Source organism: Pseudomonas anguilliseptica, from assembly GCF_900105355.1.
Taxonomy (GTDB): domain Bacteria; phylum Pseudomonadota; class Gammaproteobacteria; order Pseudomonadales; family Pseudomonadaceae; genus Aquipseudomonas; species Aquipseudomonas anguilliseptica.
In genome coordinates this window covers 2,543,189-2,557,955 of the sequence record NZ_FNSC01000001.1, presented here as the reverse complement: position 1 = coordinate 2,557,955, position 14,767 = coordinate 2,543,189, and the positions used below count along the sequence as shown (strand labels likewise).

The following is a 14,767-nucleotide window of genomic DNA, read 5'->3' as shown; positions in this document are numbered from 1 at the left end:
TTTTTCGTACCAATTTCTGTACCACTGATGGGGTTTATAGGGGGTTAATGCGGCGTTTGCATGTGATTACTGCGCCGCGTTACCCCCTGCAATTCCCCAAAATACTATTTTTGGTAAGCAGCGACCGCCTTGATAATCAGGTTGCGGGCCTCGTCGGCGCCAGCCCAGCCTTCAACCTTGACCCACTTGCCCTTCTCGAGATCTTTGTAGTTCTCGAAGAAGTGCTTGATCTGCTCGATCAGCAGCGGGGGCAGGTCGGTGTATTCCTGCACATCTTTGTACAGCACGGTGAGTTTGTCGTGCGGTACGGCAACCAGCTTGGCGTCGCCGCCGGCTTCGTCGCTCATCAACAGTACGCCAACTGGACGGGCGCGGATAACCGAGCCTGGTGCCACTGGGTACGGGGTCACGACCAGCACGTCGAGGGGGTCACCGTCGTCAGCCAGGGTGTGCGGGATAAAACCATAGTTGGCCGGGTAGAACATCGGGGTGGCCATGAAACGGTCGACCATCAGGCAATCGATATCGTGATCGATCTCGTATTTGATCGGCGCGTGGTTGGCCGGGATCTCGATGGCGACATAGATGTCGTTTGGCAGGTCTTTGCCAGCAGGGATCTTGCTGTAGCTCATGGGGCGACTCCCGAGGGGTGGGCCAAAAAAGTGGCGCGATTATAGGCATATTCCCCAGGGGTTGCTACGCCGGGATGCCTAGCCATTGGTCGCGAACCCGCTGTCTTCAGTTCTGACCTGATAGTCCGGGTTATTGGCCTGCAACTGCTGCAGGCGCGCCAGCGGGTCCTGGCGGTAGAACAGCGCCAGCTGCGCGTACACCGCCGGGAAGGCGCCGGCGAGCAGGTCTGGGGCGCTGAAAAAGTATTCGCTGGTAACGGCGAAGAACTCCGCCGGGTTTTCCGCTGCATAAGGGTCAATGGCGGTTTCGCCCTCGGGGTCGGCATCCAGCTCGGCGTTTAGCTGATCGAAGGCGCTCTGCATGGCTTTGGCCCAATCCTGCACAGCCATATTGCTGTGCAACGGCGGCAGGCCGTTGGCGTCGCCGTTAAGCATGTCCAGCTTGTGCGCCAACTCGTGGATCACCAGGTTGTAGCCATGCCACTGGCCGCTGGTCTGCACGCCGGGCCAGGCGAGGATTACCGGACCTTGTTGCCAGGCTTCGCCGCTGTGTGCGGCGTCCCATTCGTGCACCACACCGCTGGCGTCGCGGTGGCGCTGCGGGCTGATGAAGTCATCCGGGTAGAGGACGATTTCATGAAAGCCCTGATACCAGTTGAGGTCGGCCAGGTGCAGCAGCGGCAGTTCGGCCTGCACCGCCAGCAACAGGCGTGCATGGCCGTCCAGTTCGACGCCGGGCAGGGCGCTGAGGTGTTTGTGGTGCAAAAACAGCACGGCGCGTTCGCGCAGGCGCTGCTGTTCGGCGTCGTCCAAACCATCGAGGATCGGCAGCTGTTGCAGCACAGCCTGCCATTGCGCGCTGCTGATGGGGTGACGGGCAAGGATGCGCTGGCGACGCCAGGCGCGGAGCGACCACATGGATTCTGCTCGGAAGGTGGAAAGCGCCCACCATAAGCCGGGGGGCAATGCTGGGCAAGTCGGCACAAAGGCTGCAATGGCATGCTTATCCGCGACCTGGGAGGGCTGCCAATGTCGATCGAACGCCTGCATCATCCCACCGTGCAATTGCTTTGCGGTCACGGCCTCGACCTGCCAAACCAGGCCGCACGGGCCCGCGCGACCTGGCTGCCGGGGCGGGAAGGACGGCCGGCGGTGCTCCTGGTAGCGCTGCTCTGGGCGCGTGAATGCACCGATGTGGTGCGCACCCTGGACTCCTACCTGGATGGCCTGCTGGCCGATTGCTGTTGCACGCCTGGTTGCTGGAGCGAAGCTCAGGCGGCGCGGCAGGTGCTGGCAGCATTCAACCAGCAGCTGTTTCGTCAACGTCAGGCTGGGCGCAGCATCGCGCAACTGAATGCCGGCTTGTTACTGCTGCAGAACGGCGAGGCGCAGTTTCTCCAGGCTGGGGCCATCGGTTTACGGCGCTACCAAGGAGGCACCACGCAGAGCCTGATCGGTCGCGATGGCTTGCAGTTGGGGGCGCAAGCCGAACTGGCGCTGGTGCAGCACAGCCTGACCCGGAGCCCAGGTGAGCTGTTGCTGCTGGCTCCACAGCCGCTGCTGGATGTGGCGGACTTGCAGGGCTTTCACGGTGCGGGAGATGGGGCGGGAAGTGATCCATTACCGGTGCTGCTTGCACCCTTGCTGCAAGCCCCCGGCGCAGCTGTTTTATTGCTGCCGGGCGAAGTGGATAGCGCGCCTGAACTGGCCCCGCGCAAGCCCTGGCGCGCGGTGGTTAATGCGCAACCTGGTTTGCAGTTGGATGGCTGGGTGCTGCTCTCTGCCTGCCCCTACGGTCCGCCGGGGCGGGTGTTTCGCGCCACTGATCCGCGGGGGCGTGAGGCCATGCTGTGGCTGGCCGAACAGGAGGCGGATGAAGCCTTCTGGCAGCGCGAGTGGGTGCTGCGGCGCAGCCCGGTGGCCAGCCTGGCGCAGGTGATGTCTTCGCATCAGCCGCGTGAGCATGCCTTCTGGCTGTTCGAGCCTGCGGGCAAGGGCATGCGCAGCCTGATCGACTGGGTGGCGGCCCACGGCCCTGTCGATGGTTTGACGGTACTGGCCGTGCTCGAACAGTTGATCGCCGCCGTGCGCGGTTTGCAACGGCGCGGCATGCAAGGGCTGTGGCTAGACCCACGGAATATCCTGGTAAGTGACGGTGGCCGTGTGCGGCTGTTGCCTGAGCATGCTGCGCTGATTCCCGGTGTCGCGCAGCAGGCGCTGCCGGCTCAGGCCGTGCCGCTGGCCCCTGAGGCGCGTGCTGGGAGGGTGGTGGATGGCCGCGCCGACCAGTTTGCCCTGGCGGCGTTGGCGTACTGGCTGTTCAGTGGGCGTTGGCCTGAGGCGGCGCAGGCGGATGCCGACGGTCATAGCCGTTATGTGCCGCTGGCGCAGTTCAGTGTGCATGTGCCTATCGGCTGGGATGGTGTGCTGGCGCGGGCTCTGGCGCCCCGGCCTGACGCGCGCTTCGAGGCACTGTCGGAGTTTGCGCAGGCGCTGCGTCAGCCGTTACTGCATCAGCCGGCCCCCTTGCGTCGCACACGGTACTATCGGCAGAGCTGGCACCTGGCGGCGCTGGCTCTGCTGGTACTGCAACTGGGCTTGGGTTTGTGGCTTAGCCTGGAAGGCTGAGGGGCTGAGCCAGCGGCGCGCTGTGCGTCGCTGACTGGGCAGGTTACGGCGCGGTGAAGTCTTCGGTAATCGGCAGGACAAAGCTCTTGAACTCGGTGTCTTCCTTGAAACCGATGGACTCGTAGAGCTTGTGGGCCACCTCGTTATCAACGCTGGAGGCCACGCGCAGGCGCACGGCGTTGGTTTCCTTGGCCATCTGCTTGGCGGTCTGGATCAGGCGGTCGGCCACCAGCTGGCGGCGTGCGTCCTGGCAGACGTAGATGTCGTTGAGAATCCACACGCGCTTGAGCGACAGCGAGGAGAAGCTCGAGTAGAGCTGGCAGAAGCCGAGAATCTTGTCCTCGTCATCGGCCATGGCCAGGTAGATCACCGACTCCTCGCGGCTGATGCGCTTTTCCAGAAAGGCACGCGAGGAATCAGGGTAGGGCAGCTGGCCGAAGTGTTCGCGGTAATTGACGAATAGGGGGGTCAGTTGATCCAGATGCTCCAGGGTCGCTTGGACGATGCGCATGGTGAGCCTCTACTTAAAAGTCATGTGGATGGCTTCGGCAACACGGCAGCGCTGCCTGCGAACGATCCCGATGCTGCCTAAAGCTTTTGGAAAGTGCAATCCAAACAAGCGTTTGCCCGTAATGCCGCGTCGCACTTAGCCCAGCAGGAAGTTTTCGCGCTGCGCGCCACCTGTTAGCAGCGGCACTTCGGCTTCATCCTTGAGGTTGACCCCCGACAGCTGGCGGCGGCAGGCCTCGCGCATCAGATACAGCAGGCGGTGGCTGGCCATGGCGTAGCTCAGGCCTTCCTGGCGCACGTTGGAGATGCAGTTGCGGTAGGCATCGGTCAGGCCGACCCTGGGCGCGTAGGTGAAATACAGGCCCAGGCTGTCCAGTGAACTCAGGCCCGGGCGTTCACCAATCAGGATCACCACCATGCGTGCGCCGAGCAATTCGGCCACTTCATCGGCCACCGCCACGCGGCCCTGGCTGACCAGGGCGATGGGCGCCACGCTCCAGCCTTCGGCAGCAGCGTGCTCCTCGATATGCGCCACCATGGGCAGGGCATTGCGGTGTACGGCCAGGGCCGACAGGCCGTCGGCGATGACGATGGCCAGGTCGTAGCCATCCGGGTTGTTTTCGCGGTGCTGGCCCAGCAGCTCGGCAGATTCGAGACTTAAGCGCCGACCCAGATCAGGGCGTTGAAGGTAGGTGTCGCGGTCCTTGGCGGCGCTGTGCAGCAGCAGGCTTTGCCGATGCTGGTGAGCCAGGCCGGCGGCCAATGCACCGTGATCAAACGGCAGGTGCACGGCATCGCGAGCCTGGGCGTGGGCGAACTGGAAATCCAGCTGCGCGCGGGTCGGCATACTGGTGCCGGCGCGGCCTAGAGCGATACGCGCTGGGGTGAGGTTGCGCAGTTGCTGCCAGGGATTCTCGCTGGCGCTGCTGAGTGAGCTGTCATCGTACATAAGTGGCTCCCTGATCAACCAAGCTGCGCCAGCGCCTGACGAAACGCCGGCGGCAGGCTGTTGCCCATGCGCGGGCGGCCGTCGGCCTGGGTGAAGATGCCCATGCGCTGCAACCAGCCTTCAAACTCGGGGGCCGGTTTCAGCCCCAGGCTCTGCCGGGCATACAGCGCGTCGTGAAAGGAGGTGGTCTGGTAGTTGAGCATCACGTCGTCGGAGCCGGGGATGCCCATGATGAAGTTGATCCCGGCCACGCCGAGCAGGGTCAGCAGCACGTCCATGTCGTCCTGATCGGCTTCGGCGTGGTTGGTGTAGCAGATGTCGCAGCCCATCGGCAGGCCCAGCAGCTTGCCGCAGAAGTGGTCTTCCAGGCCGGCGCGGATGATCTGCTTGCCGTTGTAGAGGTACTCCGGGCCGATAAAACCGACCACGGTATTCACCAGGAACGGCTTGAAGTGCCGCGCCACTGCATAGGCGCGGGTCTCGCAGGTCTGCTGGTCGAGGCCATGGTGCGCGCCGGCGGACAGCGCGCTGCCCTGGCCGGTTTCGAAATACATCAGGTTGTCGCCGAGGGTGCCGCGTTTGAGGGTCAGGCCTGCGTCGTAGCCTTCCTGGAGAATCTTCAGGCTGACGCCAAAGCTGGCGTTGGCTGCCTCGGTGCCGGCAATCGACTGGAACACCAGATCCAGCGGCACGCCACGGTTGATCGCCTCGATCGAGGTGGTGACGTGGGTCAGCACGCAGGCCTGGGTGGGAATTTCATAACGCTGGATGATGCCGTCGAGCATCTTCAGCATGTCGCAGATCGAACTGATGCTGTCGGTGGCCGGGTTGATGCCGATCATGGCGTCGCCGTTGCCGTACAGCAGACCGTCGAGAATGCTTGCGGCAATGCCGGCCGGCTCATCGGTCGGGTGGTTGGGCTGCAGGCGGGTGGACATGCGCCCGCGCAGGCCGACGGTGTTGCGAAAGCGGCTGACCACGCGGATTTTCTGCGCCACCAGCACCAGGTCCTGCACGCGCATGATCTTCGATACGGCCGCGGCCATTTCTGGCGTCAGGCCAGGCGCAAGGGCGCACAGGCTGGCTTCATCGGCGCTGTCGCCGAGCAGCCAGTCGCGAAAGCCGCCGACCGTGAGGTGGCTGACCGGGGCAAAGGCCGCCGCATCATGGCTGTCGATAATCAGCCGGGTGACTTCATCCGCTTCGTAGGGAATCAGCGCTTCGCTAAGGAAACCCTGAAGAAGACTTCCTGAATTTGGCAAAATACCTGAACTCCACCCGCCGAGTTTTCCGATGAAGCAGATGACCTTCGCCGACGCCGAGTACGCCGGCAAGCGCAAGCAAACCCGCAAAGAGCTGTTCCTGATCGAGATGGATCAGGTTGTGCCGTGGAAGGGTTTGATTGCCTTGATCGAACCGCATTACCCCAAGGGTGAAGGCGGACGTCCAGCCTATCCGCTGATGGCGATGTTACGGGTTCATTTGATGCAGAACTGGTTCGGCTACAGCGACCCGGCGATGGAGGAGGCTCTGTACGAGACCACCATCCTGCGCCAGTTTGCGGGTCTGAGCCTGGAGCGCATTCCCGACGAAACCACCATCCTCAACTTCCGCCGATTGCTGGAGAAACACGAACTGGCTGCGGGCATCTTGGCCGTCATCAATGGCTATTTGGGTGACCGCGGTTTGTCATTGCGCCAAGGCACCATCGTCGATGCCACGCTGATCAATGCGCCGAGTTCGACCAAGAACAAGGACGGTAAGCGTGACCCGGAAATGCACCAGACCAAGAAGGGAAACCAGTATTACTTCGGCATGAAGGCGCACATCGGCGTCGATGACGAGTCGGGTTTAGTGCATAGCGTGGTCGGCACGGCAGCCAATGTTGCAGACGTTACTCAGGTCGACAAGCTGCTACACGGCAAAGAAAACATGGTGGGTGCCGACGCGGGTTACACCGGCGTAGAGAAGCGGCCAGAACATGAAGACCGTGAAGTGATCTGGCAGATCGCAGCCCGCCGCAGTACGTACAACACGTTGAGTAAGCGCAGCGCGCTGTACAAAGCCAAGCGCAAGATCGAGAAGGCCAAGGCGCAAGTTCGCGCCAAGGTCGAGCACCCGTTCCGGGTGATCAAGCGTCAGTTCGGTTATGTGAAGACGCGTTTCCGTGGCCTGGCCAAAAACACCGCACAACTGGTAACGCTGTTCGCCCTGTCGAACCTGTGGATGGCCCGTCGACATTTGCTGACGAATGCAGGAGAGGTGCGCCTGTAATGTGGGAAATGACCGCTGCGAGGTGCTCGCGGCGGCCAGAAACACCGAAATGAGCGGATGACTTGATCGTTTTTGATCAGTTTTCCGCTTTCAAAATCAGCGGAGGCTGAAGTTGACCGGAAATACAGGGCTACTTCAGACCATCCCTAGGCATGTCGCGCCTCATCCCCCAGAACGGCGCCAGTGGCACACCAAAGCTGTAGGGGCTGGCCCAACGTGAACACCCTGCTGGCCTAACCTGACACCTTGAACCGAAAAAGTCTGAACACCCAGCTGGTGAAATTGATACACCTGAGGTAGGTGGTCAAATGCACAACTCCGAACACGCCAACTCAATCTGCAAGGTTTTTAGCCATATATCATAGATATGATATATGGCTTCAGAGTGCGCGGTGTAATCTGCAAGTATTACCGCAACCAAATAAATACGAAACCCCACAAGTGATCACCACAAGAAAATCAATGAATAAAAATCCCAGCGCGTGGCTGGGCTTAATTTACATGCAGGAAATTCAACCTAACTTGTTACTGCTTGACCTAGAGCACCAATCATTTGAATCCGGATGCAAGCCACATGTCACTGACACGTTTCTGACAAGGCGCTTTCAAATTTACTAATTTCGACCCTTGAATATTTGTCACCATTTCTGATCACGCCATTCACGTCTACAAAATAGGTATCACCAGAAATAACTATTACAGCTCTTGTATCGCCTTTTTGTATCCAAGCTGATCAGATGTAAAATCAGAATTTATAATATCTGAAAACCCTTCACTAGTTATCGCTTTTTTATAAAAAGCTCTTTCAGCGATGCTTTCCTCATTTTCTGCAGCATACAAAAGAGCATCGAATGGTATATACGAAGCGCTTCCGCACTCACTTTTAAGTGAGGCACACCCCGATGCAGAAAAAGACACTGCGACTAAAAATATAATTCTAAAATTCATAACGATTTATGCGCCTTGTGACTAGTTCTTGGTGGGAGCCCTAGCTCTTTCCGAATAGGATTCTCATTATTGTTAATATTGGTCATTTCGTCGAAAGTTTTTGTGGCTGCATGCCCAACTTCGTGTCCCATAAGACTAATTGGATCGGAGTGCATTCTTCCTTCGCTTGTATCAATGACAGGGCGATAACCTGGATCTATTCTTATAGTCAGCTTTTCACCGTTATACCATGCAGTATTTGGCGCTCCAACTGTTGTTATAGTGTAATTGCCTGGCAAGTCTTCAAGCTGTTTGCACATTTTAGCGCCATGCTCTGTCGTCTTCAAAGCCTCATAATCGCTTTTCAATATACGGCGGCGGCAAAAACTGAGTGCAACACCTGATCTTTCCGATACGGTGCTGCCCCTATGTCTTATTCCGAACTCAGCGTTGAAGAGCGCGCCACTATTCAAATCGGTCATGCCCAAGGCTTTAGCCTGCGCAAGATTGCCCACCTGATCAACCGATCCCCCTCGACTATCAGTCGCGAGTTGCGCCGTAATCGAGAGGTCTGCGGTCGTTACTCGGCCCGTGCGGCGCAGCAGCAGATGAGAGCCCGGCGCCAAGTCTGCCGGCCCAAGCGAAAGCTGCTGCCCGGTAGTGAACGCTTCGAGTTGGTGACCCATATGCTGCGTGAGCGTTTGTCTCCCGAGCAGATTGCCGGCAAGCTGCGCAGCATGAACATACCCAGCCTCAGAGATGCCTACGTCTGTCGCGAGACGATCTATACCGCGATCTATGCCTTGCCGGTCGGCGAGCTGCGCAAGGAGCTGATTATCTGCCTGCGCCAAAGCAAGACGACGCGCAGGCCGCGCTCTGGCGGCGTGGATCGACGTGGCCAGCTCCCGGAGCTGGTCAGTATTCACGTGCGCCCGCCGGAGATTGAAGACCGCCTGATGCCGGGCCACTGGGAGGGCGACCTTATCAAGGGCAAGGCCAACGCCTCGTCGGTCGGCACCTTGGTAGAACGCACCAGTGGCTACCTGATGCTGATCAAGATGAACGATGCGACGGCGACCTCGGCGATGGAAGGTTTCAGCGCCGCACTCAATCGTATGCCGCTGGCGATGCGTAAGAGCATGACCTACGACCAGGGCCGGGAGATGGCGCGGCACGCCGAGATCACCCAGAGAACCGGCATAGCGATCTACTTCTGCGACCCACACAGCCCCTGGCAGCGCGGCAGCAACGAAAACATCAACGGCCTCATTCGCCAGTACCTGCCCAAGGGCACAGACTTGTCGGGACACAGCCAAGAACAGTTGGATGCCATTGCACTGCAACTGAATATGCGGCCGCGTAAGCGCTTCGACTTCAAGTGCCCGATCGAAGTCATGAGCGAAGTAATGCAAGAAGCCATGGCTATGCGGCATGATGCGCCAGCGTCAATTCAATAACCGTGTTGCACTCAGCTCCTGCAACCGCCTACCAATACCGGGCGCACTGTCGTCGAAAACAACTTTTAGCCCATAACGATCTGAGTAGACTAGAGGATTACCCTTGACATACCCATAGGTATTAAGTCCGCCGCTGAGCCCAATCGGATCACTTTCGACGTACCGCCCAGTCTCGGGGTCGTAATCGCGGAAGTAGCTGTAAACTAATTCACATCAGCACCTCTGGCTCCCGAGCTACCTAATCACATCGGCAGCACATTACAGAGTGAGTGGCGGACCTTCTACCCTGAGCTCCGCCACTCAGTGCCGAATCAAGATCAGCTCGACTGTGGGCCCAGGGCTGACGGATGCGTTTTGCTATACACGCCTTGAAGGTCCGTGATGGTCACGTGTGTGTATATCTGGGTGCTTTCGATGCACTTGTGCCCCAGCATTTCCTGCACATAACGGATGTCCGCCCCATTGCGCAGCATGTGTGTCGCTGTTGCGTGACGAAGCGCGTGGCAGGAACCACTTTTACCGATGCCGGAACGCCGGATGTACGCACCAACAAGCGTCGTTAGCTTACTTTTCTGGATGCGCTTGCCAGTTATGCCCAGAAAGAGCGCTTCACCGCTGGCCATTGTCGCCAGGCTTCACCAGGTCGTTTTTACACATTCTGGCCCAAAAGCAGTCACTCAATTCCCCTTATAAGCGTAGGGCCGATTCAATCCGCTGTATTTTGGATCTAGTATCATTCTGAGTTTGTGCTGTGTCTTCTGAGGGCATAGCATTTGTGACGCTTCGAGAACCCCTGTCAATTGGATCGTATGTCACGTGGTTAATGATCCTCTGTTGCAAAAAAACATCCTCCTCGTGGAGGACGATCCTCGCCTATCGAGCCTGATCCAGACTTTTCTGCGCAGCGAAGGCTTTGCGGTCAGTCATTGTGATCGGGGTAACGAGGTGCAGGCCCTCGTTCTAGCCACGCTGCCGGATCTGATTATTCTCGATTTGATGTTGCCTGGACTGGACGGTATCGCCGTGTGCCAGCAGCTTCGTCCTAGCTACACTGGGCCGATTCTGATGATCACCGCCCAGGACGATGACCTGACCGAAGCATCAGCGCTGAATCTGGGCATCGATGACTTCATGACCAAGCCACTGCGCCCGCATGTGCTGCTGGCACGGATCAATGCCCTGTGGCGGCGTAGCTCTGCGCCTGTCGTCGAGACTGCCTCCCCCTTGCAGCGATTAGCCGTGCAGGATATCCAACTGGATGGAGTTAATCGGCAGGTGTATCAGCAGCAGCAGTTGCTCGAGTTCACCGACGCCGAGTTCGACCTGCTCCAGGTATTGATGCAGCACGCCGGCCAGATCCTCAGCCGCGAGCGCCTGTTCCAAGCCGTGCGCGGCATCGAATACGACGGCCTGGACCGCTCGCTGGATCAACGCATCTCGACCCTGCGCAAGAAACTCGACGACAGCCTGCCTCCACACCGCTATATCAAGTCGGTGCGCAGCAAGGGCTATTTGTTCTTGGCTAACTGATGCTGAAGTTCTTCGTGCGTTTCTATCTGGGTCTGGTCATGGCTCTGGTGATTTCCCTTCTGATTGCCTCCACTCTGCTCGGGCGACAGTATGAAACGAGCATGGCCCAGGAGAATATCTGGCTCACTCGCGCGCTCAATAGCCTGATTCAGCAGCGCCTGTCAGATGTGCCGCAAACCCAATGGCCTGGCCTGTTGCAACCAATGGCCGGTGACTACCCCTTTGCTATCGACAGCGTGACGCTCGATACGTTGACCGCAGCCGAGCGTCAACAAATGCAAGCCGAGGGTGTAGCAGTTCGTCTCGACCTCGACTCGTTGGCAGAAAGCATCACTCTCTACTACCCGCTGGCCGGATACCCCGAGCGAGTCTTGCGCTACCAGGCCAGCAACCAGCTCTATGCCGGTTACAACTGGATCTTGCTGGTGCTGCTGTTCGGTTTGCTGTTGGGCATCGCCTTGTCAGTCTGGTGGTTGGCGCGTCCCTTGGTACGCCATATCTATCAACTGGCCCAGGTCAGCCGCGAGATCGGAACGGGTCGACTGGATGCCCGCGCCGATGAAAAGGCCCCAGCACCGCTGGGCAAATTAGCCAGTGACATCAACGGCATGGCCCAGCAACTCGATCAACTGTTGCAGGAGCAGCAGGCCATGACCGGTGCGGTGGCCCACGAGTTGCGCACACCGATCGCCAACCTGCGCTTTGCCCTGGACCTGACCCGCAGTACTGACGATGTCGAGCGGCTACGCGAGCAGATCGCCGAGATGGATGTGGACATCGATGCACTCGACGAACTGGTGGATGAGTTGCTGACCTATGCACGGCTGCGCCACAGCGGCGACGCCATCAGCAAGCAGTCCCTGTGCCTCAAACCGTTGCTAACGCAGCAGCTGAACAAGCTCGGGCCGCTGCAGTCGGGCCTGAACTACCGGCTTGAGTGTGACGACGAGCTGCAGCTAGAAGCCAGTGAATGCGACCTGTTGCGAGCCTTCAGTAACCTGCTGCGCAATGCCCAGCGCTATGCCCGCCAGCAGGTGCAAATCAGCGTGCAGCAACAGGCCGACCACCTGACCCTGGTGGTCGAGGACGATGGCCATGGCATTCCGCTCGCCGACCGGCAACGGGTGCTGTTGCCGTTCACCCGCCTGGACCAGAGCCGCAGCCGGGCCATCGGTGGGTTTGGCCTGGGCCTGGCAATCGTCCAGCGCATTGTGCAGCAACACCAAGGGCAAATCCTCATCGAAGACAGCACCCTGGGCGGCAGCCGCATCTGCCTGCACTTTCCGCGCTGACAATCGCTGACAATCGCTGACAAACTCCCTACCGAAACGCCACAACATCTGCTCACCGCCCAACCGATACTGCCGCACCTAAATCGCCAAAGAAGGTCGGTATGCGTCGGGATTTCCTGTTTCCGTTGTTTCCTACCTAAAGCGCCCTATCACGTCACAGAGAGATACCATGAACAAGAAATTGCTATGCGTGGCCATCAACAGTGTCATGATCTTCACGGCGCAAGCCTATGACCAGATTCCGGCTACGGCTGGCTTTGCTGGCTCCGTAACGCTTGCCGTCGGAAGCAGATCGCTCAAAAACAACATAGCTGGTGCTGAAGTCATCGACTCGCTCTACAGTTCCCCCAAGACCGATAGCGGTACTGAGGTTGGTCCTGGCCTTGAACTGTCTTACACCTTTATTGGCAGCCGCACTCAGCTGTTCGCGGGTACCGAGCACGGTGACCAAGGCGACCTCGGTGCCGGTATTCGCCAAGGTCTGGGTAACCTAGGCAATCTGCGCGCCAGCCTGTTGTTGTCCGGGGGCGACGAGGTGTGGAAAGACCCTTACGCAGTCGGGGTTGAGCGCGACGATACCGAGACCAGTGGCACTGGCATGATCTTTGGTTGGGAGCACATCTTCGAGTCGGACTTCGATATCACCTACAGCCAGCGCTCCATCGAAGTGGACGACGAATTCAGTGGCACCGCACTCCGGCTGACCCCGGCGCAGCGGGAACTGCTCAACCGTGAGGGTGACGAGAAGACGCTCGCGGTTAGCTATCACTGGATGCCATCCAGCGTCCACCTGATCACCCCGAGCCTGAGCTATGTTAATCGGAATCTTGATGGCGGAGCCATGGCGATGGACGGCATGCAGTTTGACCTGAGCTACGCCTACCTGGGCCTGCAAGGCTGGGAGCTCGGTGCCCATCTGACGAGCTCTGCGCTAAAGAGCGATGACGTCAATCCGATCTTTGCCAAGAAGCAAGACCTCGATAGCTATGCTCTGGGCCTAGAAGCCACCTATCTGCGGCCATTCAACCTGCCGAACTGGGAGCTGAGCGCAGGGCTGCATTACAGTAAAGACAACAGCAATATCAAGTTTTATGAAGGTGAAAGCCAAGGCATTGATTTAGCCATGACCTACACGTTTTAACCCCTGTTGCATGTCTTTGTTGGCAACGGATAACGGGTAGGTACAACCGCACCAGGGCCAGATGCTGATCGAAGACAGCGCCCTGGGCGGCAGCCGCATCTGCCTGCACTTTCCACGCTGACAGTCGCTGACAAACCCCTACCGAAGCGCAACAGCCCCCTCTGACAGTTTTACCGATACTGCCGCGTCTAAAACGCTAAAGAAGGTCGGTATGCATCTGGGTTCCCTGTTTCCGTTGTTTAGTAGGCCAAGGCCTATGGCCAATGGCCGTTTGATGGCCATCGACGTGCTCCGCGGTGTTGCCGTGCTGGGCATCCTGATCATGAATATCCAGTCCTTCGGTCTGCCCGAGATGGCCTACTTCAACCCCAGCGTACTGCCGGGATCGGTGGCAGACGCCTGGGTCTTCGACCTCAGCTATGTGTTCGCCGAATCGAAGTTCATGACCCTGTTCTCCCTGCTGTTCGGCACCAGCCTAGCCCTGATGTCCGACCTGCAACAGCGTAAGGGCGGCAATACGCGAGGCTACCTGCTGCGCCGTCACCTGTGGCTGGCCCTGTTCGGCGCACTGCATGCCTATTTGCTGTGACCGGGCGACGTGCTACTGATCTACGCCCTGTGCGCCTTGCTGATCATGGGGTTGCGCAACTGGCCGCCGGCGCGTCAGATCATCCTGGCGGGCGTGCTGTTGACCGTACCCGTGCTGCTTATCCTGGTGGACGGCGGCGCAGTCGACGCCGAGGCCCAGGCCAAGTGGCAACCGGATGCTGCCGCCCTGACTCGTGAAATTGCCCTGATGCAAGGCACCTGGCTGACCCAATTAGAATTGCGCATTGAAGCCGCGCTGGAGATGCATCTGGGGCTGTTCCCACTGTTTCTGATCTGGCGTGTGTGCGCCCTGATGCTGCTTGGCATGGCGTTGTATCGCCTGGGCATCACCAGTGCTCAGCGTTCCAGTGGCTTTTATATTCGACTGATGTTGTTGGGATTCGCCTTGGGCTTGCCGCTGACGCTGTGGGGGCTGTGGCTGAATCAGCAACACCAGTGGCAGTACGCTTTTTCCGCCTCTGTTGGCCAGCTGCCTAATTATTTTGCCAGCCTGCTGCTGGCCGGCGCTTACCTCGGCCTGGTGATGTGGCTCTGCAAGCGTTTCGCCGCACTTAGGTTGTTGCAGTGGCTGGGCAACGCCGGGCGCATGGCGTTAACCCTCTACCTGAGCCAGACGCTGATCGCCACCAGCCTGTTCTATGGCCATGGCCTGGGTTGGTGAACTGATGGGCGTCTGCGCCGCCATCTGGCTGGTGCAACTGCTGTTTGCCAATGCCTGGCTGGCACGTTTCCAGTACGGTCCCTTCGAGGGGTTGTGGCGTGTGCTGAGTAAGGGCCGTGGGCAACCCGTAAACGGCTCGGTTGAGCCGTCATGAGGG

Annotated in this window: 16 protein-coding genes and 2 pseudogenes; 9 read left to right on the top strand and 9 right to left on the bottom strand. The window is 59.1% G+C overall.

What is annotated here, in order from left to right; translation table 11 throughout:
- Positions 1–104 precede the first annotated feature (104 nt).
- Positions 105–632: an inorganic diphosphatase gene (ppa, locus tag BLW24_RS12255; protein ID WP_090380997.1), complete on the bottom strand. Its 528-nt coding sequence runs from the start codon at positions 630–632 to the stop codon at positions 105–107.
- Positions 633–710: 78 nt separating this feature from the next.
- A complete protein-coding gene (locus BLW24_RS12250; RefSeq protein ID WP_090380992.1) occupies positions 711–1,550 on the bottom strand; it encodes a M90 family metallopeptidase in 840 nt (279 codons plus the stop codon).
- Between the two features lie 111 nt (positions 1,551–1,661).
- Here BLW24_RS12250 and BLW24_RS12245 point away from each other — a divergent pair, with 111 nt between their 5' ends.
- A complete protein-coding gene (locus BLW24_RS12245; RefSeq protein WP_090380985.1) occupies positions 1,662–3,260 on the top strand; it encodes a protein kinase family protein in 1,599 nt (532 codons plus the stop codon).
- A gap of 43 nt (positions 3,261–3,303) precedes the next feature.
- On the opposite strand, the gene BLW24_RS12240 is transcribed toward BLW24_RS12245, so the two are convergent.
- From BLW24_RS12240 to BLW24_RS12230, 3 genes and pseudogenes are all read right to left on the bottom strand, one after another.
- Positions 3,304–3,771: a GNAT family N-acetyltransferase gene (locus tag BLW24_RS12240; RefSeq protein WP_090380980.1), complete on the bottom strand. Its 468-nt coding sequence runs from the start codon at positions 3,769–3,771 to the stop codon at positions 3,304–3,306.
- 135 nt (positions 3,772–3,906) lie between these two features.
- The gene (gene eutC / locus BLW24_RS12235; protein WP_090380977.1) at positions 3,907–4,719 is read right to left on the bottom strand and encodes an ethanolamine ammonia-lyase subunit EutC; all 813 of its coding nucleotides are present in this window, start codon (positions 4,717–4,719) and stop codon (positions 3,907–3,909) included.
- A 14-nt stretch (positions 4,720–4,733) separates the two neighbouring features.
- A pseudogene (locus tag BLW24_RS12230) lies at positions 4,734–5,960 on the bottom strand (ethanolamine ammonia-lyase subunit EutB); the annotation flags it as partial.
- Positions 5,961–6,012: 52 nt separating this feature from the next.
- Between BLW24_RS12230 and BLW24_RS12225 the strand changes: the two are divergent.
- Positions 6,013–6,993 carry an IS5 family transposase gene (locus BLW24_RS12225; protein ID WP_090380972.1) on the top strand — a complete coding sequence of 327 codons (981 nt, stop codon included), beginning with the start codon at positions 6,013–6,015 and terminating at the stop codon, positions 6,991–6,993.
- A 696-nt stretch (positions 6,994–7,689) separates the two neighbouring features.
- Here the strand turns inward: BLW24_RS12225 and BLW24_RS25590 are convergent.
- Positions 7,690–7,941: a hypothetical protein gene (locus tag BLW24_RS25590; RefSeq protein WP_139272662.1), complete on the bottom strand. Its 252-nt coding sequence runs from the start codon at positions 7,939–7,941 to the stop codon at positions 7,690–7,692.
- Entirely contained in the window at positions 7,938–8,402 is a 465-nt protein-coding gene (locus BLW24_RS12220) for a hypothetical protein (protein WP_090380966.1), read from the bottom strand. The genes BLW24_RS25590 and BLW24_RS12220 overlap by 4 nt, the downstream gene beginning before the upstream one ends.
- Here BLW24_RS12220 and BLW24_RS12215 point away from each other — a divergent pair.
- Positions 8,349–9,377, top strand: a complete 1,029-nt coding sequence (locus BLW24_RS12215) for an IS30 family transposase (protein ID WP_090375993.1) — start codon at positions 8,349–8,351, stop codon at positions 9,375–9,377. The genes BLW24_RS12220 and BLW24_RS12215 overlap by 54 nt on opposite strands.
- Positions 9,378–9,443: 66 nt before the next feature.
- On the opposite strand, the pseudogene BLW24_RS12210 reads toward BLW24_RS12215, so the two are convergent.
- Positions 9,444–9,584 (bottom strand): annotated as a pseudogene (locus BLW24_RS12210) (RHS repeat-associated core domain-containing protein); the annotation flags it as partial.
- A gap of 110 nt (positions 9,585–9,694) precedes the next feature.
- Positions 9,695–10,000 carry a tyrosine-type recombinase/integrase gene (locus BLW24_RS12205; RefSeq protein ID WP_090380961.1) on the bottom strand — a complete coding sequence of 102 codons (306 nt, stop codon included), beginning with the start codon at positions 9,998–10,000 and terminating at the stop codon, positions 9,695–9,697.
- 232 nt (positions 10,001–10,232) lie between these two features.
- On the opposite strand from BLW24_RS12205, the gene BLW24_RS12200 reads away from it, so the two are divergent.
- The 6 genes from BLW24_RS12200 to BLW24_RS26815 all read left to right on the top strand — a co-directional run bounded on the left by BLW24_RS12200 (position 10,233) and on the right by BLW24_RS26815 (position 14,764).
- Entirely contained in the window at positions 10,233–10,907 is a 675-nt protein-coding gene (locus BLW24_RS12200) for a response regulator (RefSeq protein ID WP_420874989.1), read from the top strand.
- Positions 10,907–12,199: an ATP-binding protein gene (locus BLW24_RS12195; protein ID WP_090380958.1), complete on the top strand. Its 1,293-nt coding sequence runs from the start codon at positions 10,907–10,909 to the stop codon at positions 12,197–12,199. Before BLW24_RS12200 ends, BLW24_RS12195 begins: the two co-directional genes overlap by 1 nt.
- A 169-nt stretch (positions 12,200–12,368) precedes the next feature.
- Positions 12,369–13,340, top strand: coding sequence for a DUF2860 family protein (locus BLW24_RS12190; protein ID WP_090380954.1), 972 nt, complete (start codon positions 12,369–12,371; stop codon positions 13,338–13,340).
- A 256-nt stretch (positions 13,341–13,596) separates the two neighbouring features.
- Entirely contained in the window at positions 13,597–13,929 is a 333-nt protein-coding gene (locus BLW24_RS12185; protein ID WP_090380952.1) for a DUF418 domain-containing protein, read from the top strand.
- A gap of 9 nt (positions 13,930–13,938) precedes the next feature.
- The gene (locus BLW24_RS26820; RefSeq protein WP_090380949.1) at positions 13,939–14,610 is read left to right on the top strand and encodes a DUF418 domain-containing protein; all 672 of its coding nucleotides are present in this window, start codon (positions 13,939–13,941) and stop codon (positions 14,608–14,610) included.
- On the top strand, positions 14,588–14,764 hold the full coding sequence (locus tag BLW24_RS26815) for a DUF418 domain-containing protein (protein WP_090380944.1): 177 nt from the start codon (positions 14,588–14,590) through the stop codon (positions 14,762–14,764). Before BLW24_RS26820 ends, BLW24_RS26815 begins: the two co-directional genes overlap by 23 nt.
- The last annotated feature ends 3 nt before the right edge of the window (positions 14,765–14,767 follow it).